Raw genomic sequence first — 25,414 nt, 5'->3', positions numbered from 1 at the left:
TTTAAAAAGCTAACACTACAGAGTGATTTAACTGCCTTCTCGAAAGGGAGGACAGTTTTCTCATCATCCATCTGTGCTATTTTGTATAACAAGAGTCTATCTATAATAACGGAATTTCAAAATTCATCTTTCAACTCCTTTTCACTGTAATCACCCATATGTTTTCCACCTGAATGAATATGAACTGAATCACTCATTCCAAATACGTATATACGCCCGTCAGCGCCATGATTGGTTACGGCAACGTTTCTAATTGTCCTTATAACATTGTCGACTTTATCATCCGGTACAACTAATTCAACTTCTATTCTTTTGACCGCATCTGCTCTCTGTTCATAAACTTTTCCACGATATACCTGCTTAACTATTTTTTTACTTTCACCATAACCATGGCAATCTGTAGTTGAAATCCCATGATACCCTGAGCCTGACAAAAGGTCTTTCAGTTCCAATGCCTTTTCTGGTCTTACAATAGCTCTAATAAGTTTCATAACACATCTCCCCATCTTCAATAATGACATTTTGGATTCTCGTTATTACACTACATTTCCTCTAAGACAAAATTACAGATTAATAACACTTTCATATATCACCGTAAAAACCTGTCTCAGTGGAATCGCCTATATGTCTGTCACCTGTATGAATGTGGATCGACTGTTCTATTGGGAGGACATATACTCTCCCATCTCCACCCTCATCAGTTTTTGTAACACTCCTGATAGAGTCTATAACACTTTTTACTCTATAATCGGCCACGACAAATTCCAGTTCTTCTCTTTTTACCGCATCAGTCCTTTGCTCATACACTTTTCCCCGATATATCTGTTTAACTATTTTCTTGTCTTCTCCATATCCAAAAGTGTGTTTTGTTGTAATCCCGTGATATCCTAAATTTGTCAGTAAGTCTTTCAAGTCCATTGTCTTTTCAGGTTTCAATATTACTTTAATAAGTTTCATAACACATCCCCCCCCGTTTCATAAGAATAAAAATGTTTCCGCTTGACCGTTCCGGTTCATTTAACACAATATCAATCTATTTATCATTTATCCAACCTTTCGTAAAGGATATCCTCCCTATCAGCCTGTGCTGTCTGCCTGAAAGATTATCGTCAGCTTGCCTCCCCAAAAGCCCCTTTCGGATTATCTGCAGCTATAAACCATCTGCCTACCTCTATTATGCCAAATCCCGAACAGTACTTACGTGAAACCTCTTTATCGAAACTATTCTCAATTTTATTACTTCCTTTAACAAACAACAATCTGACTAAGCATTACTATTATACAAAAAAACATCTATGTTTCCATTGAGTAGCCGTCACATAAGATGGATAGAGTTTACAACGAAGATTTTATGAAGAAATATCATATACTGATATACATGCTCGTCACAGAGGAAATTCTCTCTCATCAACTATCACTCTGATCAATGAACAAACCCAATTGTATCCCTGAGAAAATTCCATGTCAAGAGTACTCTTTAAGAAGCAGTATGATCTCGTTGAATATTGTTTCAATTCCTCATAGGTAATATAAAAACAAATGGGCGATGCCAAACAAGAACACTTTTAGTATGTTTCAATTCCTCATAGGTAATATAAAAACGAGACAGGAGAGACATTTATCAAGGTGGCAAGTATGTTTCAATTCCTCATAGGTAATATAAAAACAGAGTACACACGCTAGGGTGGCAGGTTATCCCTAGCGGTTTCAATTCCTCATAGGTAATATAAAAACTGTTTTATACAAAGAGACGAAGTTTGGTAGAGCGATGTTTCAATTCCTCATAGGTAATATAAAAACCATAGCAAAAGCCAACACATTTCTTGGCAATACAGGGTTTCAATTCCTCATAGGTAATATAAAAACTTGGCAATTCAGCACAGAATCAACAATCAAGGATATGTTTCAATTCCTCATAGGTAATATAAAAACCTGGTATGCCTTACAATATATGATCCTGGTAGCTTGTTTCAATTCCTCATAGGTAATATAAAAACAATATTAGACAGGAAGATATTTGTCACTTTACAAATGTTTCAATTCCTCATAGGTAATATAAAAACTGACTTTCTAGGTCCAGCATTTCTTCTGCAATATCTGTTTCAATTCCTCATAGGTAATATAAAAACGAGACTATTACGTACAAGCTGCAAAAGAGAAGCTTATGTTTCAATTCCTCATAGGTAATATAAAAACATTATTTGTCTTGATATACTCTTACTGTTTTCCCATGTTTCAATTCCTCATAGGTAATATAAAAACAAAAAAGTGGAAAAAATGATTATTCTGAAAAAATCTGTTTCAATTCCTCATAGGTAATATAAAAACAGAGCTTCGTCGCAAAATATAGGTATCAAATAACCGTTTCAATTCCTCATAGGTAATATAAAAACTTCTGAAGTTTGTTCGACTTGACTTATATTTACTTGGTTTCAATTCCTCATAGGTAATATAAAAACTCATCTGTATTAATAATTGGAGAATCTTGTAAATTTGTTTCAATTCCTCATAGGTAATATAAAAACTTTCTTTTTATTTAAGTTTAAGAAACCTCCAAGATGTTTCAATTCCTCATAGGTAATATAAAAACAGGTTGTATCGAAGGATGCGATCCAGTATTAATCTGGTTTCAATTCCTCATAGGTAATATAAAAACTTTCCTTTCAAAAAAAACCTAGACCAATTGCCTTACTGTTTCAATTCCTCATAGGTAATATAAAAACGGAATTTTTACCCTAAAAACTAATTTTTTTAACTGGTTTCAATTCCTCATAGGTAATATAAAAACGTATTAGAAAAACTAGATGACAATACTGAAGAAAGATGTTTCAATTCCTCATAGGTAATATAAAAACTTTAAAACTGAATTAGCTTTTGCGGATGCTGTTTCGGTTTCAATTCCTCATAGGTAATATAAAAACGAATGCAGTCTTATGACCATGAGTTCTGTTAAAAGAGTTTCAATTCCTCATAGGTAATATAAAAACCATAAGAGCAAATTCTTTTTCTTTATCTCCATAAAAGTTTCAATTCCTCATAGGTAATATAAAAACGTTAAACAAAGAAATATATTCCGACGGAACCGCTAAGTTTCAATTCCTCATAGGTAATATAAAAACCTTCCCTTCACTCTTTGCCTGTTTCCGTCAACCTTGAGTTTCAATTCCTCATAGGTAATATAAAAACTTGCAAGATTCGTGTTACTTTTATGAATCGTACTATGTTTCAATTCCTCATAGGTAATATAAAAACCAGACCCGTGCAATCTTCCTCTTCCCACAGTACCTTGTTTCAATTCCTCATAGGTAATATAAAAACCCTTCGGATACTCTCTGCGCGACTGTTTGTACGTGAGTTTCAATTCCTCATAGGTAATATAAAAACCTGTCAAGATACATGTCAGGCAAAACAGATGCGAAGTTTCAATTCCTCATAGGTAATATAAAAACGTACCAGGTATGATATCCAGCCAGACATTGTAGTTTGTTTCAATTCCTCATAGGTAATATAAAAACCTACTTTGCCGGAACAATAGTCGTGAACTACGGCAGTTTCAATTCCTCATAGGTAATATAAAAACTCATAACCATTAGCCGATGTCGCTACGACTGTAGCTGTTTCAATTCCTCATAGGTAATATAAAAACCCAAAACAGACATGTCATGGTAGAGAATCACAGCTGTTTCAATTCCTCATAGGTAATATAAAAACTGTAAGGAGGGTAATAATGGCACGTGAAATAATGTGGTTTCAATTCCTCATAGGTAATATAAAAACGCTTGAGTTTAAGCCGGGTAAGCTTAAACAGTGGGGTTTCAATTCCTCATAGGTAATATAAAAACGGCAAAGGTAGAAAATATTATAAACGGTCTGTGTGGTTTCAATTCCTCATAGGTAATATAAAAACTAGATTATGCAGCAACTATAACAAAAGTTAAAACACGTTTCAATTCCTCATAGGTAATATAAAAACTGCTGATTGTTCAAAATCTTCGTTGTTAAATATCGGTTTCAATTCCTCATAGGTAATATAAAAACGTTTTTTTCGTGTCTTTCATCTCTAGGAACATTCCATGTTTCAATTCCTCATAGGTAATATAAAAACCAATCCTTTACAGGTGACAGGCGCGGTGATCTGCTTGGTTTCAATTCCTCATAGGTAATATAAAAACGTTTATTTTGTTTTTCACTTGATAATTTATTTATAAGTTTCAATTCCTCATAGGTAATATAAAAACCAGTTCCTGTGGCGGCAACGATTAGATTTCTATAACGTTTCAATTCCTCATAGGTAATATAAAAACTATTATCACGGTACGTTAAATGCGCACTAGCGCAAGTTTCAATTCCTCATAGGTAATATAAAAACGATGCGGTCTGACAATAGCTTGTGTACCGAATCTCGTTTCAATTCCTCATAGGTAATATAAAAACACGTTTTAATTCAATTGCCGATATCACAGAACCCCGTTTCAATTCCTCATAGGTAATATAAAAACGCTGCTAGATTTCCCTGTGGAGTTGTGCCTGATTCGTTTCAATTCCTCATAGGTAATATAAAAACCAATCCTCCAATCGCAAGAGTTACCGCCATAGCGGAGTTTCAATTCCTCATAGGTAATATAAAAACATAAAATTTATTAATTTATCTGTCACCTAGACCAATGTTTCAATTCCTCATAGGTAATATAAAAACCGACACCCAATTTGAAAAAAATAATAGTTTAAAAAGTTTCAATTCCTCATAGGTAATATAAAAACGGAAAGATACAGAAGAACAGGTATTTTGGCTTCTAGGTTTCAATTCCTCATAGGTAATATAAAAACATTAATCATATTTTTTTAATTTCCTTTCTAATAATTGTTTCAATTCCTCATAGGTAATATAAAAACATTAATCATATTTTTTTAATTTCCTTTCTAATAATTGTTTCAATTCCTCATAGGTAATATAAAAACGGAGGTAGTAGCGCAAAAAATGTTCATCAAGGGAAATCGTTTCAATTCCTCATAGGTAATATAAAAACCCGCCTTTTAAGCGGGATACGGCAGATTTTTGCTTATATGTTATAATGTCACATAGCAAATTGATCAATAAAACCATTAGATTATGGTCTGTTTCTGTCGGTCCTCAACCTTTTTTACACTATTTAAGGTCGACAGATATTAGATGAATTTAATATCCTCTTTTTTATCCGTACCATAGACACATCTGTCGTAGTACTTCATGTGCCTGAATTTATAAACAACAATTGAGTCTTCGCTATCTACTTTAATAATTTTTCTCAACTCTAAAATCATTTTTTCATATCCGGCATCAGACATTTCACCTTCAAAAACCGAGTTCTGTACCCACTGGAGATGTTTCCTGCAGGTCTTAAGCATTTTTCCACAGCGCTTACTATTAACATCATAATAAAGAATTACAAACATTACCACTCCATAACAAAGGGTTTGTATTGATCCTCACCCATGAGATGTTTCTCCAGTTTATAAAGTTCCAGCCTCATGAGCCTTCTATAGCTTACCTGCTTCTTCAGGCCGGAGTGTTTAATTGTCTGTTTAAGGCGCTCTTCCATATATTGAATAAATTTTTTCCTGGCGGTGTCTTTCAGCAATATCCCATTCAACTGTCTTTCAAAATCGTTCTCCGTAATGATCTTCTTGTTAATTACCGAGAAGATTGTCCTGTCGCCGATAACAGGTTTAAATATCTCGGCCACGTCAAGATTGAGTGTAAACCGTCTGAAGTTGGTTGTATGTAGAAAGCCAATACGCGGATCAAGATGAGTCTGGTATATCTCTGAAAGCACATAGGTATATATCATTGAATTTGAAAAACTTATCAACGTGTTCAAATAGTCCCTGGGTGGTCTTTTTGTCCGCCTTTCAAAGGAGAACTCAGGATTGTCAATAATATTATTAAAAGTGTTGTAGTATATCTGCTTTATCTGACCCTCGATTGCCATCGCCTTCTCAATACTTTCCTGTTCTTCAAGTTTAGCAAGAGTCTCTTCTATATCGTCAATATGTTGTATCAGGTCTTTTCCCCTCCTTTCATAATATTTCAGGATTTTCAGACAGTTTTTCACGGCACCTTCAATAAATCTCTTAGCGATAAACTTCCTCTTCGTTTCATCGGTATAATGGTCTGCCTGTTTGAGTATCATAAAGCCTGAGTTATAATGCTCCCTGGGGTAAAAGCTACCCGCGTAGTAGCCGAAGTAATTGAAGTATGAGAGGACTATTTCGTTTTGAGAGAGAAAGTTGAGTACCTTAGAGTTCAGGTCGTTCTCACCGAACATAAAGATCTCTTTTGTATTTTCAACAGGAATAAATTTCTTATTCCCATCTTCGGTTTCAAAGAAAAGAGTGTTGTCTTTCCGTTTAAGGCGTCCGTTTGAAAATATATATATGGTTTCTTTCATGATTGTTTATGACCAGCAGAATTCCAGATAGGAACATGTTTTACAAAACTTAATCCATACTTTAGCAGGCGTAGATTCCTTTTGAAGCATACACTTAATTTCTGATATCAAATTTTCCACCTCAACAATGCGTTCATCTGATAATTCCACAGGAATCACCTTTTTTTCTTTTGGTACTCTGATTTCACCTTTGATGGTTTGGCCTTTTTTTGAGAAATTATAGAGATATAAGAGCAGTTGCATCTGTGACGCTTCGAGCATCCGGGAACTCTTTTTAGTTTCAATCAGATTGATAATGCCATTTTTCTGTCTGATGACGTCAATTTTGTTACCGCCTATCATTATCTCTTTCTTGTCCCTTTTGTATGTTTCACCTGAAAGCAAACGGCCGATTGCGATAAATTCATTATACTGATTGCCGGATATATTCCTTGACATAAGCCATGCCTGTCTCGGGCAGATAACAAATGCCTGCAAAATTGAACCTGTTACTCTTGCCAAGTCATACAAAAAGAGCCTCTCTTTCTCCGACTATCCTTTTAAATTCCTCCTGATCAAGTCCCGTCTCCAGGTTGTAATATTTAGGCCAGTTTTCACAATAGTAAAATCCGTACCTTATTTCTTCATCAATTATTTGTTTTAATTTTCCGTACTTTGTATAGCGGTTAAAAATATTTATTGAGTAAGGTATCAATTGTTTTCTAAATTCTTTGATTAGTATCGCATTTTCAAGACATTTTTCTTCGTCAAGGAGCGCTTTGTATTCACTCCATAATTTTTCACCGGTTTCATCATAAGGGATATAAAGAGAAATTGTATCACCTTCAATCAGATGTACATTTCGATCTACCTGTCTTAAAAACAGATTCCTGATATCGGATATGTTTGTTTGAGAGTTATCAATAAATGGTGTCTTGTTTTTTTGATCAATTCCAGTTATAACCCTTTCGTAGAATTCTTTTATTTCACTATTTTCATCAATGATTTTTTTACTAAAGAAGGATTTGACAGAAGTATCATCATTCGTTTCTATTGATTTAGAATCTTTTCTGTAAACGTTTTTGCTTGTACCGTCTTCAAATACAAACATTTCACAGCACTCTTTGCTGCTATTCCTGTTTATCCTACCTGCGACCTGAACGATACTATCGAATGGTGCATAAGCTCTAAACCCTATATCAAAATCAATATCAACGCCGGCCTCAACTGATTGAGTAGATACAAGGATAACCTTCGTGTTTTTATCTTTACATATTTTAAGTATAGCTTTTTTTCTTGTATCTATAATTGTTGAATTAAGTAGGTAAATCTCATATTTTCCAGATATTGTTTTTTCACTCTGTATTTTTAAGTATAAATCGAAAGAGTCTTTTACCGTATTCAGAACGACAAGAATCTTGTTTTTTTATCAAGTTTTTTTATCCGGTTTACCAATTTGTTGAATTTGTTTTTATCCTTTGAATCATTGATTTTTAGTTTTTTGTCAGGTATTATTTTTGTCCTTTTAAACACCTCATGTTTGAATACTTTGCTGGATGTGTCTTCAGGTATTATTTGATGAAATAATGAATTCGAAAGTATATCCAGCCTTGGAAGCGTTGCGCTCATTACGATAAAATGGGTATTAAGAAATCTACCTATTATGTTAAAAATATGAGCGACTTCTGTCCATACAGTATCTTTATATGCCTGGATTTCATCTATTATGACAACACTATTGGCCAATTGATAAAAGTTATAATTGGAGTTTTTGTCATTCCTGAAGAAAAGATCAAAGAATTTTACATGGCTCATGAAAAGAACAGGTTTGTTGAAAAACAGATTTTCAACATAATTTGCAAATACTGTATTGTCGTCCTGATACTTCTCTTCATTGTCTGAAGAATCGATAAATCTCGAATCCAGACGGGCCATATTTCCCAAACCTATAAACTTTCCAAGTGCTTCATAGCTTTGTTCAATCAAATTAATAAAAGGAAAAACATAGAATATCTTTTTTATCTCCCTCTTTTCCATAATCTTTAATGCTAAACGTAGTGAAATATTTGTTTTACCTCCACCCGTAGGTATGTGGAGAAAAAACGTTCTACTATCGGATTGCTCTTTCAGGATATCCTCAATATTGTCTTCCGTAATAACATTTAAAATTGAACGCATCTTGTTGAGCGTTTCTTTCCGCTCCAGATTATCAGACCATTTAAGATCATCAATATTTGTATTCCTGAGACTATTTCTCTCTTTATTAATATTTACATTAAAATTTATTTCCTTTTCTAGATTAATTTCAAATTCGTCAGTTTCATGGAAATTTTTAGAAATTTCTTCATTTAATACATTATTAAGAGTGTCGTAATTAGGTTTTTGTCCTGTCTTATATTCCATTGTTGCAAAATAGTCAGATGAAATCAGGCAGGAGTGAAACATCTTTACAAGGACAAAGAATGACAGGGAGTCTTTCGATAGCTTTCTTACAAGCTCTCTTGTGCCGCGATCGTTCCATTTTTGCCAGAATCCTCTTGCCGACATTATTTCAAGAATATCGTCATTCGGCGCTTCATTAAGTTGTTTAAGAATGTCAACCAAAACGTTACTATCAACCCTGTATGAAAAGTTTTGAATGTCATCAAGTATATCATTTAACCTGCCATGATGTTTGTATACTGAATAGAGAAGAAGGAAAAGTATTATGAACTCTTTGTTGTTGATATTATCAGTTTTTTTCAATTTCAGAACCGCATATACCAAAACAAAAAAACTTTTATCACTATGCGTTGTCTTATTCTTTTCACCATCCAGTTTTGCCTGAAATTCAGGAGTTAATTTGCCAATATCATGAAAAATCACAAATTCCCGCATAATCTTTAAAAGCTTTTCGATGTCAACACTATCGTCCTCATCGATATCTGTTAGTAGCTGGTAGAAGATGCTCTCAATTTCATAAGTGTCTATTATGTCGTCAAAGTGGGACAATGTTTTATCACAATGTATGTGGAACTGCTCCTTAAGGCAATCTTTCTTTGAATGAGCAAACGCTTTAATACCTTTTAAATCTACATTAAATAAACTGAACATTGAACGGTTCTCCTCCGTTTTTAGTTACAAGTGTATAAAAGCCTGTTTTATCTTTTATTATTATTTCTCGTTGAGTCAGGACGAACATATCCTTTTTGTAAAAGCCCCGTTCATCAAAATCGTAAGGAAGGTATTCAAATATTGTATAGCCTTTATTTGATGTTCTTTCAAATGGGTCAAAATTTTCAAAAGTTGTTTCTCTAAAAATTGTTGTATTTTCATCACCTGTTTTAATTAAACTACAGACAGATGCCTCTGTATCGGACAATGGTGTTGCTTCATATTCTTGATATTTCTCATGATAGGCAAAAAACTCATTTTTACCGAAATAGAGAGGATATTCGGATTCTCTGTTTTTTAATAAGTGCTTCAGATTACTCATCAAGTTGTCCTGAATTGAATCATTATTAAGAATAATCACCGTATATCTGATTTCCGGTTCTCCCATAAGAATTTGCTCTCTTATCTGCCATGTCTCGCCTTGTTTCTTTGTACTTCTTGATGCAAGCCCAGAAGCATTATTAAAACCTGTAATAACTTTTTTTAAAGGTTTCTCATAATGGGGAAGTATGGCAATTTTCATATCCATTAAATTTGTGTAAAAGTCAGGATGTTGATTTGACTTGGATTTCGAGTAACCGGAAATTCCAAGGATAGCACCAATAATACCCAATGTCACCGGTTTATGCAGAAAGTTGTAGCTTGTATACACCATGTCATTGGCATCGTTTTTTTTGAAGAATGCCATATCTCCGGCAATGTCAAAAGAGAATACGTTCATTGATTTTCTCCAGTATTCATTTTAATTCTCTATTTTAAACAGTTGTTTTATCTTATAGATTATATTGGGCTTATATGAATCATTCAGCACTCCAAGTTTTCTTGTCAATCTCTCTTTTGAAAGAGTAGCCAATTTATCTATTCTAACAATGGAGGGATATAATAAGCCCACGTGTTTCCAATTATCTATTGCTATATCATATTCGCCTCTTTGTTCCATACTGGTCACCTTTGCCACAACAATGTCCTTTACATCTGTCTGTGCTAAAACAACCACTGGCCTTTTAGTTTCTCCTTTTTCTTCGCTATAGGGAAATTTCACGAGTAATATATCGCCAAAATCATAGTTTGTCATAAGCGGTATCCTTTTCCGAGTATCCCTTCACAAAATCTTCAGCTACAGCGTTTTCCCATATCCTATCTTCTGCGTCATCCAGAAAAACAATGATAACCTTCTTATCCGTTTTGTAAGGAATTTTTTCCAATGGTTCTATTTTACCATCATGACAAACGCCCTGTATTGCAGTAATAGCCATAAAAGTTACCTCCAATATAATATTATTAATGAAATAAATGAGAACAACAATTAATACTTGTTATTTGATTGATGTTTGTTATCAATTTGGTCACAACCTTTCACATCAATCAAAGTGTTATCGTAATACAATTCCATACTCTTTTCTCCATAATTATTAAGCGTTTTCACTACTGATGTAAAATCTATTGTAGGATTTCCACTGTTTTTTGTTATCCTTACAAGACTTTTTAAGGTAGGGATTTGTACTTTTGATCCTTCATTCATCGTTATAAACAGAGTAAGCATGTTTTCAGACCCAACCTTTGATGCGGTGTTCAGGTTTGTTACGGCATTTTTAAGAGCATCTTTCAGGCTGTCTATATCTCCTACCCTAAGCATCATTTTCTCCTGCACTTCGGGATTATCTTCATAATGGTTAAGTATGTTTGAAGGGTTTACTACAAAATCGTACACATAATAAATCTCCTTTGCCTTGTTTTCATTTCCTATTGTTGAACTTTTGTCTCCGGAATCTGTAGCGTATGGAGAAAGTATGTCATTTGAGAAAATAATATTTTCTACATACTTGTTTACTCCATAGCTTATTTGAACAGGGCCGGTAAGAGATATATTTTTACTTTCTCCTTCTGTAGCGGATTGCATTGCGAAGGTAATCCCAAACAGTTTTGTATCAATACATTCCGCGAAAACTTCCAGAGGCGTCTCTTTCTCTAGTTTTTCTTTCATATTTTTGTATCTTTCTTCAAGAGTATATGGCAGATACTTACCGTTATCTTTTCTGAAGGTTTTCCAGACAAAGACATTCTGACTGTTATCTACCCAGTATTTTCTAATGGCATACTTTAATGCCTTATCAGTTGCGTAGATAGTCCCATTTTCATCAGGCAACCTTCTTGGATTACCGGTAAAGTCAGCATTAAAATTACTGTTTTCACTCTTTATTACAATAATTCCATAACATCTGCTTTTGAATTCACTTTCATCTTGTTTTGTTTCTTTAGTTTCGTTCACTTTTCTCCCTCCTTTGACGAAGCATAAAAAATATTTTCGTTACTATTAAAATAACCGGCATAAAAAAGAGTTATTAACTCCCTGGTGAACTTCTCTTCTTTGTTGTCGTAAAGGAATCCCGACATTCCTGAAAACATTTCATTAAATCTTTTAGCATTAAGCGGAATGGCATGTTTGTAGGAATTAAACAATTCCTTAATCCTTTCAGCAAGTAGTCCAAAATTATTCATGTTTATGAATGGCTCTATCATGGCATGTGTTTTTTCAGAGGACTTTGATTGGTTTAAAAGATAGTAGGCTATTTGTCCTGCATAATAGGCGAAACTCTCTTTATCCGTAATCTTCCCCTCCTTTTTAATCCTTTCTACGGTTTCCATTTTTGTCTCCTTTTTGCTGAATATACTGTCTAAATCAAAATAGACATCGCTCATATTTTTAAGGTTGTAATACGTTGTTTTATTATCCTCTTTTTTATCGAAAAACTCCCTAAGTCTCACTTTCAGAGAATCAAAATAGATATCAGCTAAGATTTTTTGTGATAATCCTGTATATTTTGCTCTATAAAAATAATCAAAAAGCTGTTGCCTATATTTGTATACAAGAATATCCATTTGATGATTACCACGTTCGGCACCTTTTGGTACCTTGCTTTCTTTTTTAGAACCTTTCTTTTTTTTCTCTTTAATTTCTGAAAAGTAGTGATTTATAAGTTTTTTATTAAAAAAGAACTTATCAAGCGTACTCTCAATTGAAAATATAATTTCTCCATACATTTTAAATTTAAAACCTGTAATATAGTCAAAGGCGATTATTTTATCATTCCAATTATAAATAATCAGATAAAAGTCTAATTCTTCGTTTGAACTGTTTTTATAAACTTCATGAATAATCTCTTTGAATCCTTTTTTCGTTACCTTACCTTCCTTCTTAAAAAAATTAATGACATTTTCTCTGTCATTTGTATTGATAAACAGAGGGAACAATGTGACCTTAAGTTTGTTTAAAAAATATTCCTGAAATTTATAAATGTCTAGTGAACATGTTTCACATACCTCAATGTTGTAATCGACAAATCTATCATGATGCTTTAAAAAAGGTTTTCCTTGATCCAAATTATGAAATGCATTGGGAATATAAATGCTTATATTTTTTTTATTACAAGCACAACAATCACCCTGTGGATATTTGTCCAATTGTTCTTTAAATATCTTCTTTTGTAGATATTTATCATGCCATATCTTGTAATTGTTTTCTTGTGAATAAAAAATATCAGGAAGTTTAAATATAACAAACATTGCATTGCCAGGAAATTTCCACTCATTCTTTTTTTCATCTAAAACGGATAGCATGTTTTTTAATCCATCAATTTTTTTCCAGATGTCAGTTATATTGGCATCTGAACCTACAGAACTAAACAACTTTAAATAATTATCCTTCAACTCTTCATTTAAATCAGCCGGCAGACCTTTTAGAATATTTGATTTCCTGTATGTGTCTACCAGTTTTTGTGAAAAACCTTGCTTGCAATTAAAGATGTCGCCTTTAAACTTCCTGTTACTTAATGTACCACTGTCAAACTTGCCTTCAAAAATAAGTAGACTGTATGAATTTGTACCTTTGTTACTCCCTATGCTTTTATTACCCTTAGGATCATTAGACGGTTTTTTTGTATAAATAGATAACGACTTTAGTATATTCTGCCATTGTACGTTTTCATTAGAACAATTTTTCAAATTTGATGGGTTGTCTTCGCTATTCTTCATTTCCCATTTGATCTCGTTTTCTTTCTTTCCATCTAAAATGACATATTGCTTTTTTACAGTAACTCCGTTTTCAACCGCCCCATCTTTTATGTCTTTAAAAACAAAATATATATCATCCGTTTTAATTTCTTTCAGATCATCGGTGACCGGAATAACCATAACAGGTTTATCAAGTTTCTTCTCTTCTTCGTTAACCATTTCATAAATCCCGGCATCTTCTAATTTCGTAGAAAACTCAACAATCTCTTTCAGCATTCTTTTATTCCCTTTCTTTTCTCCACTTTTTCAACAAACCCAAACCCGCTGCTATTCCTCGATCTCAATCCAGCCGTAATCGCAAATTGTAGTAACTCCGGTTTTCTTTCCAGCTAGAAGTGACCGGTCCAGACCTTTATGATTGTGGCTTTTAAAAGTCCTAATCCTTTGCACGCAATATATCATCTACACATGATCAATTTTTTTATTACCCAACTAATTACCTATATAATCGGGTATAACCTGATTCCCGTTTTTTGTCTTCTGCCATTTAACATGCTGACTTCTTCCGAGACATTCTACCTGGACGGATGCCCTCAGTTTCTTCAGTGTACGTCGAGTCAAATCTGTGCTTACTCTTCAATATACTAACTGTTTAAACGGGTTAAGTAGCTTAAACCATTCAAGCCAATTAAACAGGTTAAGTTGTTTAAGCAGTTCAAGTGGTTTAAGCTGTTCAAACGGAGCAAATGAATACAAACTGTTCGAACAGTTCAACGTAAGCAATTTTGTCATTCGAATCAGATACTTTGCATCAACAAAAAGGTCGTCAGTCACAAGGCAAATAACAAGTGCGGGTGATCTGCTTTCGTGCCATATATAAATGATTTAAATTGTTCAAACTGTTCAAGTTGTAAAAGCGTTAGAACTGTAAAAATTACTTAAACTCCTGCTCTCTCTACTTTTTCAATAAACCCAAACCCGCTACTATTCCTCGATCCCAGTCCCACTGCGAATGCAAACTGCAGGAACTCCGGTTCGCCTTCAATCCAGAAATGGCCTGTCCAACCCTTTATGACTGTGCCTTTGAAAGACCTTATCCTTTCCCTGCAATATTTAATCTGTACCGGTTCGGTTGTAATATTGTATGGACAATTTTCTTTGTAATATGCTTCCCATTTCTTTCTGAGATTTTCGCTTATTAATTCGCTGTACTCTGTTTCTGATGGAGAGTAGTAGTAGGTTTTTTTACTGCCGTCTCCTTTCAGAAGAGTTGAATGGATTTCTATAGGAGTCAGAGCGTTGATCCTTATCTTGTTTTCTGTTATTTCATCATTCTTTATGATTTCAACTGATGAAATACTCATTTTGTTCTGACCAAACATTATCCTCTCGCTCCCACCAGAAAGATGTCGGGCAGGGAAAACCGTATTCTTTGCCACCTGCTCAAGAATCCAGGAAACAGGGGAAGAAATGTAAAAACTGATTGCGTGAGGAAAGGTAAAAATCACCTTTTGCTTATAATATTTAGCTTTTTCAAGAATTGATGAGAATACAAATAGTTTGAAAGATCGTTTTTCTACTTTAAAACCATCTTCATGCAGCCATTGGGCAGGCACTTTGTCAATAAGCTGATAAATCAGAGCCTGGGTTATGTAGTTAAACTCTTTTGGTAGAACAACTTCTTTGTCCGAAATAAGAGATATTTTCAATTTCATGATATTCAAGTTAAGCCATCGACGAAAATTACTGCGTCGTATTTCTGTCTGATAAAACATGTCGTGTTTCTTATCAGGTGACTTTAAATTTCATCGAGCTTTAGTTTTAGAATTATGCAGGTCGTAATTTAGGATTTTGTAAGATTCTCTTTGATTTGCAAAATTGTTGCCAATTGTTAATTTTAATAGTATCAGTTTCAATATTCGTGTTGGATAAGAAAACCGGCCTTCAAAAAAAACAGAGTTTTTGCAGAAAGAGTTTCCCCTCCTGCCCGGATGAATCAGTTCCGACCGGGCCAGGTTAATCACCTCAGCCTTAAGCTGATTTTAATTTTTTAAAATAACACAGAATTAACACAATATTTTTTTACTTCCATCATTGTGTTACCTTTTTAAACACTATGTTGATTATTGAAACAATTGCTTTTAAGACTATTTTTCCCGTATTTTCTCTACTACACTTGTTCAGATCCTCAGGGCTAAATGGAAATATAAAAAGCCGTTCAAACCGTTTAATCCGATTAAACGGTTTAAGCGGTTTAAACGGATTAAACTTTTTAATCTGTTCTAGCCGTTTACACTGTTTATACAATTTACTTAGACTTTGCTTTAATCTGTTTTACCATTTCATCCAGTTTTTCTTTTGTGGTTTTCTGCTCTGGTATCTTGTATTTAGTACCTTTATATTTACTTCCTTTCAGGTACTCAATAAAGTTATTTATCATGATTGAAAGTTTCCTGCATTCATCAATTAATTGCTCACTCTTTGTTTTGATGATATAGGATTGGTCCATAGCGACGTATAGTTGTGATCTTACTTCGCCACATGATGCTTTTGCTATTGAGAGAAATTGAATAAATTCCTGATTACCGTTTCTTTCATATCCTTCAGCAATGTTTGACATGATTGAAACCGCGGCCCTCCTTATCTGATCACGTAGACCGTAGTCTCTGGCAAATCTGCCATCATTACTTATCTTATAAATCTGATTTGTCAATTTTCTTGACAGTTTCCAGGCTTCTAAATCTTCGAAATATTTAGCAGACATTGTATTACCTCCATGTAAAAATTGTAAAGAAATTGTTTAAACTGTTTAAGCTGTTCATAAAGGAGAACGGTTATTAGCCGAAGTTCAACAAATAAAATTTTCAGCTCTCATAATTACAGGTAATTAAGTTTTCCGTGTCTCAATTTTCGGCACTACATCTTTGCATTTTAACAGATGATTTCATGTATTTCCTTCCTAAAGGTGTATGTTTAATATGTAGCTTTTTGTAAATCATATGCTGCTTTTCTGTTGGTTGTGTATGTTCTGACGTCAATAACGTGTCCATCCTCTGTGTTCATATTGGTTGTTACCCTTACATGTGTTGCAAGAATATTACGAATCGTATTCCAATTATAATGAACATCCGCTGTTCGTAATTTTTTTAATATGCCTGTAAGCATATGATAAGCCAATACTGCGATATGTACATGGGCAAGAGTTGGGATATCGGCATGATGAACGTTTGGACGCAAACCCAGATTGCCTTTCATGTTTCTAAAACTATCTACTCGTGTTGTCAGAGATCTATGAATGCTGGATATCTCCTCAGAACAAAGATCAGGACGGTTTGTCCGTAACACATAGGTACCAAGCGATGCCTCATTTGTGCGCATTGCTCATTTTTTTCAAATTGATTATCAGTCACTTTACCGTCCGTCTGCTTCCTGTTTCTCCTTTGACTTGTAATGCTTGGCTATTATACTACCCCTCTTGCTTCCTTCGAAATAGGTATTCGTTAAATCATATAAAATTTCTATCTCTTTTAGAGAAAATATCTCCTTCGCACGATTCGACAACTCTCGTTCTATTGCTCCTTGCTCATATTGAGTGTTTTCTTTTACTGCAACGTCTTTAATTGGTTAACAATTCTTCAATACAATTGGCAAGCTCTTTCCATTTATCTTCAGGTAGCTGAAGCTATCCAGGATTTAAAACTATTTGCTGTCTCGGGCCTGCTGTGGTGCGAACTGATTCTATCAGCTGATGTCAAATATATATCTTTTTGCCCCTGGACTTTTTTGTCTTTTCGCGAATAAACATAATGATACTGATTATCGCAATGGGGGGCGACTTTGGCAAGCAGAGCAATTTATTTCCAAGAGCAAGTACTACACATCACTGTGACTGGGTAAACAATAAAATTAAATTACAACTTGTTTTTATTTGATTCAGTCGACTTTACACTCTTTTCTTAGAATTGTTTGTCGAACTTAGGTTATGATTCGAGTAAAATGGTTTCAGGCAAGACGTTTCATGTGTCTAAATCCTTTTTTAACTTAAACATCTAGTATAGAATAGCTCTCCACTCCATCCTGTGTGCGGAATAGTTTTATGTATGTTGAATTGAGAAAAAGGTGATAATAATCATACAGTTTTTTTATGTTAAGAAAAAAGAGATTGACAAAGAAGGCTTTAGACACTAATTTCACAAATTAGCACGAGGATATGTTAAAACAAAACAGCAGACTTCTGGGCGAACGCGATTATCTTTGAGGGGAAAATACCGAAAAATATTGTGCCGAAGACGGTAACCAGGATAGCAAAGATGATGAATGGTGAAAGTGAAAGCGGCGTGAATTCTCGTTCAGGGTTTTTCATATAGATTACAACGGTAACTCTTAAATAGTAGTAAACGGATATCACACTGTTGATTACACCAATAATCGCCAGTATGAGAAATCCAGATTTAATAGCAGCACTGAAGATGTAGAATTTTCCCATAAACCCTATTAATGGCGGTATGCCTGCCAGGGAGAACATGAATATGGACATTACTACCGCCAGCAGAGGATGTTTCTGACCGAGACCGCTAAAGTCTTCAATATTGGCGTTCTCCTCTCCTTTTCTACCGAGCACAATGATCACAGCAAATGCACCCAGGTTCATAAATGTATACGCAAGCATATAGAACAGCAGGCCAGCAATCCCGTAATCACCTCCAACAATAATCGCAACAAGCGCGTACCCCGCATGCGCGATGCTTGAGTATGCCAACATCCTTTTTATATTTGTCTGTGAAATGGCTACCAGATTTCCCACTGTCATGGTAAGGACGGCCAGGACCCACAGAATTATTGACCACTTCTGTTCGAGATCTGGCAGGGCCACGAAAAAGACTCTCAGAAAAATGGCAAAAGCGGCTGCCTTCGGCCCAACCGACATAAAAGCGGTAACCGGTGTTGGCGAACCTTCGTAAACGTCAGGAGACCATTTATGAAAAGGTACACACGCAATCTTAAATCCAAAACCAACTATAAGCAGCGAGGCACCGGCAATAATCATTGGGTTTGAAAATCCGGAATTTTCAGAAATGTATGCGGCAATTTCCTTCAGGTTGGTTGTACCGGTCGCTCCGTATAACAAGGCGATACCATAAAGAAGGAATCCTGTTACAAACGCCCCAAGCAGAAAGTATTTTAAAGAAGCTTCGTTTGAACGTACTTTGTCCCGCGTGAAACCGGCCAGTACATAAAGCGAAATTGACATTATTTCAAGCCCGAGAAAAACCGTGAGCAGGTCAGACGCACCCGCCATCAGCATCATTCCAACAGTGGCAAACAGTAATAGCGTGTAGTATTCACCATAATTCACCCCCTCCTGTTTTATATAATTGTCAGACATGAGAATTACAATAGACGTACTGAACAGGAATACCAGATTGAAGAATACTGAAAAGTTATCTACGACAAACATGTCACTGAATGAGTATACGTTTTGTCCTGTCTGTGCATAGGCAATGACTCCCGTAACAGCAACTACGAGAAAACTTATGTATCCTAAACTATCCTTGAAAACCTTCCTGCAGAAGACATCGGCAATAAGTATTAATATCGCCGCGATAGAAATTATCACGATGGGCGCTATACTTTTTAAATCAAATGGAGGAATAACTATTTCCATAGACTAATCAACCTCATTAACATGGTTATATGAAGGCCCACTCATCACGCCTTCACTTTTTATATAATCCGTACTCTTACTTTCACTAACTACAAGTCCATCTTCACTCTTTCCCGACCTATTCAACATCATTTTATATTTTTCATCCACCTGTGTTAAGAGATGATTTACGGATGCATCCATTCGTGACAATAGGGGTTTTGGGTAAATACCAATCCAGAAGACAAGGATCGTTATCGGCAAAAACAGCGCCCATTCACGTTTGTTAATATCTTTCAGTTTCTCATTTTCCGGGTTGGTAATTTTATTGAACATGACCCTCTGGAACATCCAGAGCATGTAGCATGCTGAAAGAATTACTCCGGTTGTCGCAAAAATTGCCAGGTACACGTTTGACTTAAATGTCCCAAGTAATACCAGGAATTCACCTACAAAACCATTTAACCCTGGCAGCCCGATAGATGACAATGTCATAATCAGAAAGAAGACCGCGAACATCGGCATTTTCTTCGTAACACCGCCATAGTCGGCAATCATCCTTGTATGTCTCCTTTCATATAACATACCAACAGCCAGGAACAATCCGCCTGTACTCAAGCCATGGTTTATCATCTGAAGGATCGCACCTTGCATTCCCTGGACATTAAACACAAATATACCCAGTATTACATAGCCAAGATGGCTGACACTTGAGTACGCGACCAGCTTCTTGAGATCTTCCTGTACCATAGCTACAAGCGCTCCATAAATAATACCGGCAACAGCCAGCCAGCCAATAAGAGGTACAAACTGATGACTTGCATAAGGAAACATCGGTAAACTGAAACGGATAAATCCATAAGTCCCCATCTTCAACAATACACCGGCCAGTATAACACTGCCGGCTGTTGGGGCCTCTACATGAGCATCAGGCAACCATGTATGAAACGGAAACATCGGTACCTTTATCGCAAACGCGAAAAAGAATGCAAGAAAGAGCCAGAATTGGGCCCCCATGGGAATGTCAAGGTTGTATATTTTCAACAGGTCAAATGTGTATTCACCTGTTGCGTTGTGATATTTGAAATAAAGGACCAATATGGCAACCAGCATCAAAACACTACCCGCCATTGTATAGACGAAAAACTTTATTGTAGCATAAATCCTTCGCGGGCCTCCCCAGACACCAATTAACAGATACATCGGGATCAGCATTAGTTCCCAGAATACGTAAAAGAGAAAGAGGTCAAGAGAGATGAATACTCCCAGCATCCCTGTCTCAAGAATAAGCATTGCGATCATATACTCTTTTATCCTGTTTTTTACATTCCACGAAGCCAGTATGCAAATCATCGTAAGGAAACTTGTCAACAGGAACAAAAAAAGGCTTATACCGTCAATACCTACATGATAATTTATTCCAAATTCTTTTATCCATGGTACATCTCTTACAAATTGAAATTCAGATGTATCTGATTTGAATAAGAAGAACAGGGGCAGTGAAATTATAAAATCCGCTATGGCGATCGCAAGGGCAATACGCTTGATCCTCTCCTGCTTCTCACCATTAATGAAGAGAAGAAATATCGCCCCAAATAGAGGTAGAAATGTAACTATAGTAAGTATCGGACAAGAACAATTCATTATATATAAAAACCTTAACTACAAATGTTTATAAAAATAATATAGAACAGACTATTATTATAATTCCACCCAGCATTATAGAAAACGCATAGTTACGAACAAATCCTGTCTGGAATAGTTTTAACACTTCTCCTTTGAGTATTACGAGCCTTCCAACCGCATTTACAAATCCATCAATCATTCCCACATCTACTATTTTCCATAAACCTCGTGAAAACCATATAGTCGGTTTAACAAACGTTTCATCGTAAATTTCGTCGACATAGTATTTGTTAAATATGACTTTATACATCCATTTAAAATTTCTGGCTATCGCTCCCGGGAGATCAGGTCTGGAAATATACATTATAAAAGCCAGCATAATCCCTACAATAGCAATACCGGTCGATACACCCATCATAGAGAACATCAGGACGAAAGAAGGATGATGCTCCTCCCCTCCATGAGCCAACCCGTGATGTCCGTCTCCTATAACCGGAGCAAGAAAATTATTTATCGCACTCAATGTTGGAAAACCAAGAAAACCACCGAATACCGAGAGAATGGCAAGTACTATCAATGGAACAAGTATGCTTTTTGGAGATTCATGAACGTGCGCCTCAACATCACTGTCCATCCTTGATTTCCCATGAAATGTCATAAAAAGCAACCTGAACATGTAAAAGGCGGTTAATAGAGCGGCGAAAGCGCCTAGGCCCCATAAGAAAAGGTTTCCTTTTGTATACGCCTCCAGCAGTATTTCATCCTTACTGAAAAAGCCGGCAAACGGCGGTATACCGGCAATTGCGAGTGTTCCTATAAAAAACGTTATATAGGTTACAGGCATATATTTTTTCAGAGCGCCCATCTTTCTCATGTCTTGCTCTCCACCCAGGCCATGGATTACACTTCCTGAACCGAGAAACAGTAATGCCTTGAAAAAAGCGTGTGTAATCAGATGGAATACACCGGTAATATATGCGCCCAACCCACAAGCGAGGAACATGTAACCTATTTGACTTACAGTGGAATACGCAAGGACCCTTTTTATGTCATTCTGAGCAAGGCCAATAGTTGCCGCAAACAACGCAGTGGCCCCACCTATTACCGCAACAACTGACAATGAAAACGGTGACAAGGTATATAATACGTTACACCTTACAACCATATAGACTCCGGCAGTAACCATTGTCGCAGCGTGAATCAACGCACTGACCGGAGTAGGACCCTCCATAGCATCAGGAAGCCATGTATAAAGTGGAATTTGCGCTGATTTTCCAACGGCGCCCACGAATAGCAGGAGTGTAATGATTACGATAATTGAACTACCCGTTTGCAGATGCTCCGGCGCAGCATGAAAAACTTCAGTAAAGTCTATAGTATGAAAGGTGACAAAGATGAACAGTATGGCAAGGATAAAGCCAAAGTCACCTACTCTGTTTACAATAAATGCCTTCTTTCCAGCGGCAGACGCTGATTTCTTCTCAAACCAGAATCCGATTAAAAGATATGAACACAAGCCAACTCCTTCCCATCCTATAAACATCAGAAGAAAGTTATTGGCCAGCACAAGAAGAAGCATTGAGAACGTGAATAAATTCAGATAAGTAAAATACCTATAGAAACTTTCATCTTCATGCATATAGCCTATAGAATATACATGGATAAGAAATCCTACACCGGTAACTACAAGTATCATTACAACTGAAAGCGGATCTACCTGTAAGCCGGCAAGTGCCTCAAAAGTACCGGAACCGATCCAGGTAAAATAATCCTTCTCAAACACCCTGTGTTCAGGTGCAAGCTTCAGCAGGTCAAGAAGCACCAGTACCGCAACAATAAACGATAAGCCGATCGCGGCGCATCCTATAAAGCCTACTATAGACTTATTAAGTCTCTTTCCCAGAAAACCGTTTATGATCGCTCCCACAAGCGGAAACAAAAGCACAAAACAGATTAAATCTAAAAAAGAAATTCCACTGATAATTGACATTATTATTCTATCCTTTTACCACTTCATTATGTTTATATCATCTACGTTAACAGTAGCTTTGTTCCTGAATAAAGCAATTATTATTGCAAGGCCGACTACCGCCTCTGCCGCTGCTACTGTCATTACAAAAAAAACAAAGATCTGCCCATCCATCGAATCCTGTTGACGGGAAAATGTTACAAACGCGAGATTTACCGCATTTAACATCAATTCAATACACATGAAAATAACCAACGCGTTTCTTTTGATCAATACGCCCACTGCCCCTATTGAAAACAGAATACCGGAAAGTATTAAATACCAGGTCAACGGAACCGTCATAAATCCTCATCCTTTATAATTTGTTTTTTTGCTAAAACTATGGCCCCTACAATAGCAGCAAATAAGATTATAGACGCGATTTCAAAGGGTAATACGTATTTCGTAAATAACATTTTACCGATCAGCTGCGTGTTCCCAATCTGATCTACAACCTCCGGTGAATACTCCCCTGCTTTTACTTTAAAGATTGTCCTTGTCATAATAATACCTATCATCACAATAAGGACCGATCCAAGCATAATGGCAGGTTTTTTTTGCATTGGCAGCTTATCCCTGCTACTCTCCACTTCATCTTTATTCAAATTGAGCAACATGATAACAAAAACAAAAATCACCATTATTGCACCCGCGTATACCATGACTTGAACCGCGGCAACAAACTCAGCATGCAACAGTACATACAGTACTGCAAGAGAAACCATTGTCTGAATTAAAAAAACTGCACTGTATATCGGATTCTTCTGGAAGACCACGCAAAGTGCACAGACAATCGTTATTAAACTCATTATTATGAACAACAAACTTTCAACCATATGAATAGACCTTATTTATTTTTTTCTTTACTTTCTTACTGGATTTTTTCATTGCTTTTTTCTTAATTGGCACTAATAGTTTTTCTTTAGTATAAATATTGTCTTTCGGGTTTCCTGTAGCCAGCTCATAGTTCTGCCTTAAGAATATAGCCTCCTCCGGGCAGACTTCTTCACAGTAACCACAGAAAATACAACGGAACATATCGATTTCATAAGTCTCGGCGTATCTCTCGCCATACGCGTTTTCGGCGCCTTCAAGACTGATACATTCAGAAGGACAGACCTCCGCACAGAGCCCGCAAGCAACACACTTCTCTTTCCCATCTTCATCTCTCTGTAATTCATGAAGGCCCCTGAAGCGTGGATAAGGCTTCCATTTCTCATCAGGGTACTGCATGGTAACAATCTTAGACGGGCTAAGAAAATACTTTATCGTAAGCGCTAAACCTTGTATCAATGGTTTTATCATATTTAACGTCTTAAAAAAATCATATTTAACTGTTTTGACAGTTTAAACTGTTTAAGCGGTTTAAGCCGTTTAAGCTGTTTAAGCCGTTTAAGCCGTTTAAGCTGTTTAAGCTGTTTAAGCTGTTTAAGCCGTTTAAGCCGTTTAAGCTGTTTAAGCTGTTTAAGCCGTTTAAGCTGTTTAAGCTGTTTAAGCTGTTTAAGCTGTTTAAGCTGTTTAAGCCGTTTAAACTATTTGAGCAGTTTATAAAAATGTCATCACAATCGCTGTGATCAAAACATTTACTATTGCCGCCGGAAGTAAAATTTTCCATGCAAACTTCATTAGCTGGTCAATCCTGAACCTTGGAAAGGTTGATCTCAACCATACAAAAAAGAATATACACAGAGCCATCTTTATTAAGAACCAGACGACAGGAGGCAGAAACGGGCCTCTCCAGCCACCGAAAAAGAATGTAACAGCAACGGCAGATACGGTAATAATATTTGCATATTCTGCCATGAAAAACAACGCGAACTTCATACTGCTGTACTCCGTATGGAAACCGGAAACCAACTCTGTCTCCGCTTCAGGTAAATCAAAAGGGCACCTGTTCGTCTCCGCTATAGCGCTTATCGCATACACGACAAAAGCTAATGGCTGCAGCACAACAAACCACAATCCTGCCTGAGCATCAATAATATCTACGAGGCTTAATGATTCTGTCATCATAATAACCCCAATCAACGACAATCCCATTGACAATTCATAACTAATCATCTGCGCAGAGGATCTCAATCCACCCAGCAATGAATATTTATTGTTAGATGACCAACCACCTAATAGAATCCCATATACACCTACAGAAGTAACGGCAAGGATGAATAGTATACCAATGTTCACGTCTGTTATCACCATATCGATACTTATACCCATGATACTTATTGTATCCCCAAAGGGGATGACAGCGATTGTCAACAGAGCAGGAACCATGGCAATTGCAGGTGACACGATAAACAGAATTTTGCTGGCGTTCTGCGGAATTATATCTTCCTTTAATAATAATTTAAGTCCATCCGCAATCGGCTGAAGCAAGCCATGCCATCCCACTCTCATAGGGCCAAGCCTTACCTGCATATGGGCCATAACTTTCCTTTCAACCCAGATAAGATATGCTATTACCAGCAGTAACACACCGATTACCACTCCTATCTTAATTGTAGAAAGTATTGCGTAAGCAATTGCATTTGACATTTATTTTTTATTCTTTCGTCTAATTGTAAT

22 protein-coding genes, 3 pseudogenes and 1 CRISPR repeat array are annotated in these 25,414 nt (G+C 35.9%); all 25 genes and pseudogenes read right to left on the bottom strand.

Annotation, left to right across the window (positions count from 1 at the left end; translation table 11 throughout):
- Positions 1-116 precede the first annotated feature (116 nt).
- The 25 genes and pseudogenes from SCALIN_RS01765 to nuoH all read right to left on the bottom strand — a co-directional run bounded on the left by SCALIN_RS01765 (position 117) and on the right by nuoH (position 25,384).
- On the bottom strand, positions 117-491 hold the full coding sequence (locus SCALIN_RS01765) for a P-II family nitrogen regulator (protein WP_162532105.1): 375 nt from the start codon (positions 489-491) through the stop codon (positions 117-119).
- Between the two features lie 91 nt (positions 492-582).
- Positions 583-957, bottom strand: a complete 375-nt coding sequence (locus SCALIN_RS01760) for a P-II family nitrogen regulator (protein ID WP_096892546.1) — start codon at positions 955-957, stop codon at positions 583-585.
- A gap of 550 nt (positions 958-1,507) precedes the next feature.
- Positions 1,508-5,027: a CRISPR direct-repeat array (repeat unit 30 nt; unit sequence GTTTCAATTCCTCATAGGTAATATAAAAAC).
- A gap of 139 nt (positions 5,028-5,166) precedes the next feature.
- A complete protein-coding gene (cas2, locus tag SCALIN_RS01755) occupies positions 5,167-5,433 on the bottom strand; it encodes a CRISPR-associated endonuclease Cas2 (protein WP_096892545.1) in 267 nt (88 codons plus the stop codon).
- On the bottom strand, positions 5,433-6,428 hold the full coding sequence (gene cas1b, locus SCALIN_RS01750; protein ID WP_096892544.1) for a type I-B CRISPR-associated endonuclease Cas1b: 996 nt from the start codon (positions 6,426-6,428) through the stop codon (positions 5,433-5,435). Before cas1b ends, cas2 begins: the two co-directional genes overlap by 1 nt.
- A gap of 6 nt (positions 6,429-6,434) precedes the next feature.
- On the bottom strand, positions 6,435-6,938 hold the full coding sequence (gene cas4 / locus SCALIN_RS01745) for a CRISPR-associated protein Cas4 (protein ID WP_096892543.1): 504 nt from the start codon (positions 6,936-6,938) through the stop codon (positions 6,435-6,437).
- Positions 6,931-7,518 carry a hypothetical protein gene (locus SCALIN_RS01740; RefSeq protein WP_230406537.1) on the bottom strand — a complete coding sequence of 196 codons (588 nt, stop codon included), beginning with the start codon at positions 7,516-7,518 and terminating at the stop codon, positions 6,931-6,933. Before SCALIN_RS01740 ends, cas4 begins: the two co-directional genes overlap by 8 nt.
- Before the next feature lie 78 nt (positions 7,519-7,596).
- Positions 7,597-7,773: pseudogene (locus SCALIN_RS23720) on the bottom strand (hypothetical protein); the annotation flags it as partial.
- Between the two features lie 35 nt (positions 7,774-7,808).
- Entirely contained in the window at positions 7,809-9,500 is a 1,692-nt protein-coding gene (locus SCALIN_RS01735; RefSeq protein ID WP_096892542.1) for a CRISPR-associated endonuclease Cas3'', read from the bottom strand.
- A complete protein-coding gene (locus tag SCALIN_RS01730; RefSeq protein WP_096892541.1) occupies positions 9,484-10,281 on the bottom strand; it encodes a Cas5 family CRISPR-associated protein in 798 nt (265 codons plus the stop codon). Before SCALIN_RS01730 ends, SCALIN_RS01735 begins: the two co-directional genes overlap by 17 nt.
- A gap of 21 nt (positions 10,282-10,302) precedes the next feature.
- Positions 10,303-10,635 carry a type II toxin-antitoxin system PemK/MazF family toxin gene (locus tag SCALIN_RS01725; protein ID WP_096892540.1) on the bottom strand — a complete coding sequence of 111 codons (333 nt, stop codon included), beginning with the start codon at positions 10,633-10,635 and terminating at the stop codon, positions 10,303-10,305.
- Complete coding sequence (locus SCALIN_RS01720; protein ID WP_096892539.1) at positions 10,622-10,816, bottom strand: hypothetical protein; 195 nt, start codon at positions 10,814-10,816, stop codon at positions 10,622-10,624. The genes SCALIN_RS01725 and SCALIN_RS01720 overlap by 14 nt, the downstream gene beginning before the upstream one ends.
- 50 nt (positions 10,817-10,866) lie before the next feature.
- Positions 10,867-11,829 (bottom strand): type I CRISPR-associated protein Cas7, encoded by a 963-nt coding sequence (locus tag SCALIN_RS01715; RefSeq protein WP_096892538.1) that lies wholly within the window; start codon positions 11,827-11,829, stop codon positions 10,867-10,869.
- Positions 11,826-13,847, bottom strand: coding sequence for a hypothetical protein (locus SCALIN_RS01710; protein ID WP_096892537.1), 2,022 nt, complete (start codon positions 13,845-13,847; stop codon positions 11,826-11,828). Before SCALIN_RS01710 ends, SCALIN_RS01715 begins: the two co-directional genes overlap by 4 nt.
- Positions 13,841-13,960: a CRISPR-associated endoribonuclease Cas6 gene (locus SCALIN_RS23715; RefSeq protein WP_096892642.1), complete on the bottom strand. Its 120-nt coding sequence runs from the start codon at positions 13,958-13,960 to the stop codon at positions 13,841-13,843. The genes SCALIN_RS01710 and SCALIN_RS23715 overlap by 7 nt, the downstream gene beginning before the upstream one ends.
- A 549-nt stretch (positions 13,961-14,509) precedes the next feature.
- Positions 14,510-15,346 carry a CRISPR-associated endoribonuclease Cas6 gene (cas6, locus tag SCALIN_RS01700; RefSeq protein ID WP_096892536.1) on the bottom strand — a complete coding sequence of 279 codons (837 nt, stop codon included), beginning with the start codon at positions 15,344-15,346 and terminating at the stop codon, positions 14,510-14,512.
- A 533-nt stretch (positions 15,347-15,879) separates the two neighbouring features.
- A complete protein-coding gene (locus SCALIN_RS01690) occupies positions 15,880-16,335 on the bottom strand; it encodes a four helix bundle protein (protein ID WP_096892534.1) in 456 nt (151 codons plus the stop codon).
- 139 nt (positions 16,336-16,474) lie between these two features.
- Positions 16,475-16,999: pseudogene (locus SCALIN_RS01685) on the bottom strand (IS1634 family transposase); the annotation flags it as partial.
- Positions 16,983-17,132, bottom strand: a complete 150-nt coding sequence (locus tag SCALIN_RS21900) for a hypothetical protein (RefSeq protein ID WP_162532104.1) — start codon at positions 17,130-17,132, stop codon at positions 16,983-16,985. The pseudogene SCALIN_RS01685 and the gene SCALIN_RS21900, both read right to left, overlap by 17 nt.
- Before the next feature lie 652 nt (positions 17,133-17,784).
- Entirely contained in the window at positions 17,785-19,236 is a 1,452-nt protein-coding gene (locus SCALIN_RS01680) for an NADH-quinone oxidoreductase subunit N (protein WP_096892532.1), read from the bottom strand.
- Between the two features lie 3 nt (positions 19,237-19,239).
- Positions 19,240-20,859 carry an NADH-quinone oxidoreductase subunit M gene (locus SCALIN_RS01675; RefSeq protein WP_096892531.1) on the bottom strand — a complete coding sequence of 540 codons (1,620 nt, stop codon included), beginning with the start codon at positions 20,857-20,859 and terminating at the stop codon, positions 19,240-19,242.
- A 28-nt stretch (positions 20,860-20,887) separates the two neighbouring features.
- Positions 20,888-22,831, bottom strand: coding sequence for an NADH-quinone oxidoreductase subunit L (gene nuoL / locus SCALIN_RS01670; protein ID WP_096892530.1), 1,944 nt, complete (start codon positions 22,829-22,831; stop codon positions 20,888-20,890).
- 15 nt (positions 22,832-22,846) lie between these two features.
- Complete coding sequence (nuoK, locus tag SCALIN_RS01665) at positions 22,847-23,152, bottom strand: NADH-quinone oxidoreductase subunit NuoK (protein ID WP_096892529.1); 306 nt, start codon at positions 23,150-23,152, stop codon at positions 22,847-22,849.
- Positions 23,149-23,658 carry an NADH-quinone oxidoreductase subunit J gene (locus SCALIN_RS01660; protein WP_162532103.1) on the bottom strand — a complete coding sequence of 170 codons (510 nt, stop codon included), beginning with the start codon at positions 23,656-23,658 and terminating at the stop codon, positions 23,149-23,151. The genes nuoK and SCALIN_RS01660 overlap by 4 nt, the downstream gene beginning before the upstream one ends.
- Before the next feature lie 19 nt (positions 23,659-23,677).
- A pseudogene (gene nuoI, locus SCALIN_RS01655) lies at positions 23,678-24,163 on the bottom strand (NADH-quinone oxidoreductase subunit NuoI); the annotation flags it as partial.
- Positions 24,164-24,394: 231 nt separating this feature from the next.
- The gene (gene nuoH, locus SCALIN_RS01650) at positions 24,395-25,384 is read right to left on the bottom strand and encodes an NADH-quinone oxidoreductase subunit NuoH (protein WP_096892526.1); all 990 of its coding nucleotides are present in this window, start codon (positions 25,382-25,384) and stop codon (positions 24,395-24,397) included.
- Positions 25,385-25,414 lie beyond the last annotated feature (30 nt).

This window comes from Candidatus Scalindua japonica, from assembly GCF_002443295.1.
Classification (GTDB): Bacteria; Planctomycetota; Brocadiia; order Brocadiales; family Scalinduaceae; genus Scalindua; species Scalindua japonica.
Note: the sequence above shows the minus strand (reverse complement) of the source record. Positions and strands in the feature narration are given on the sequence as shown.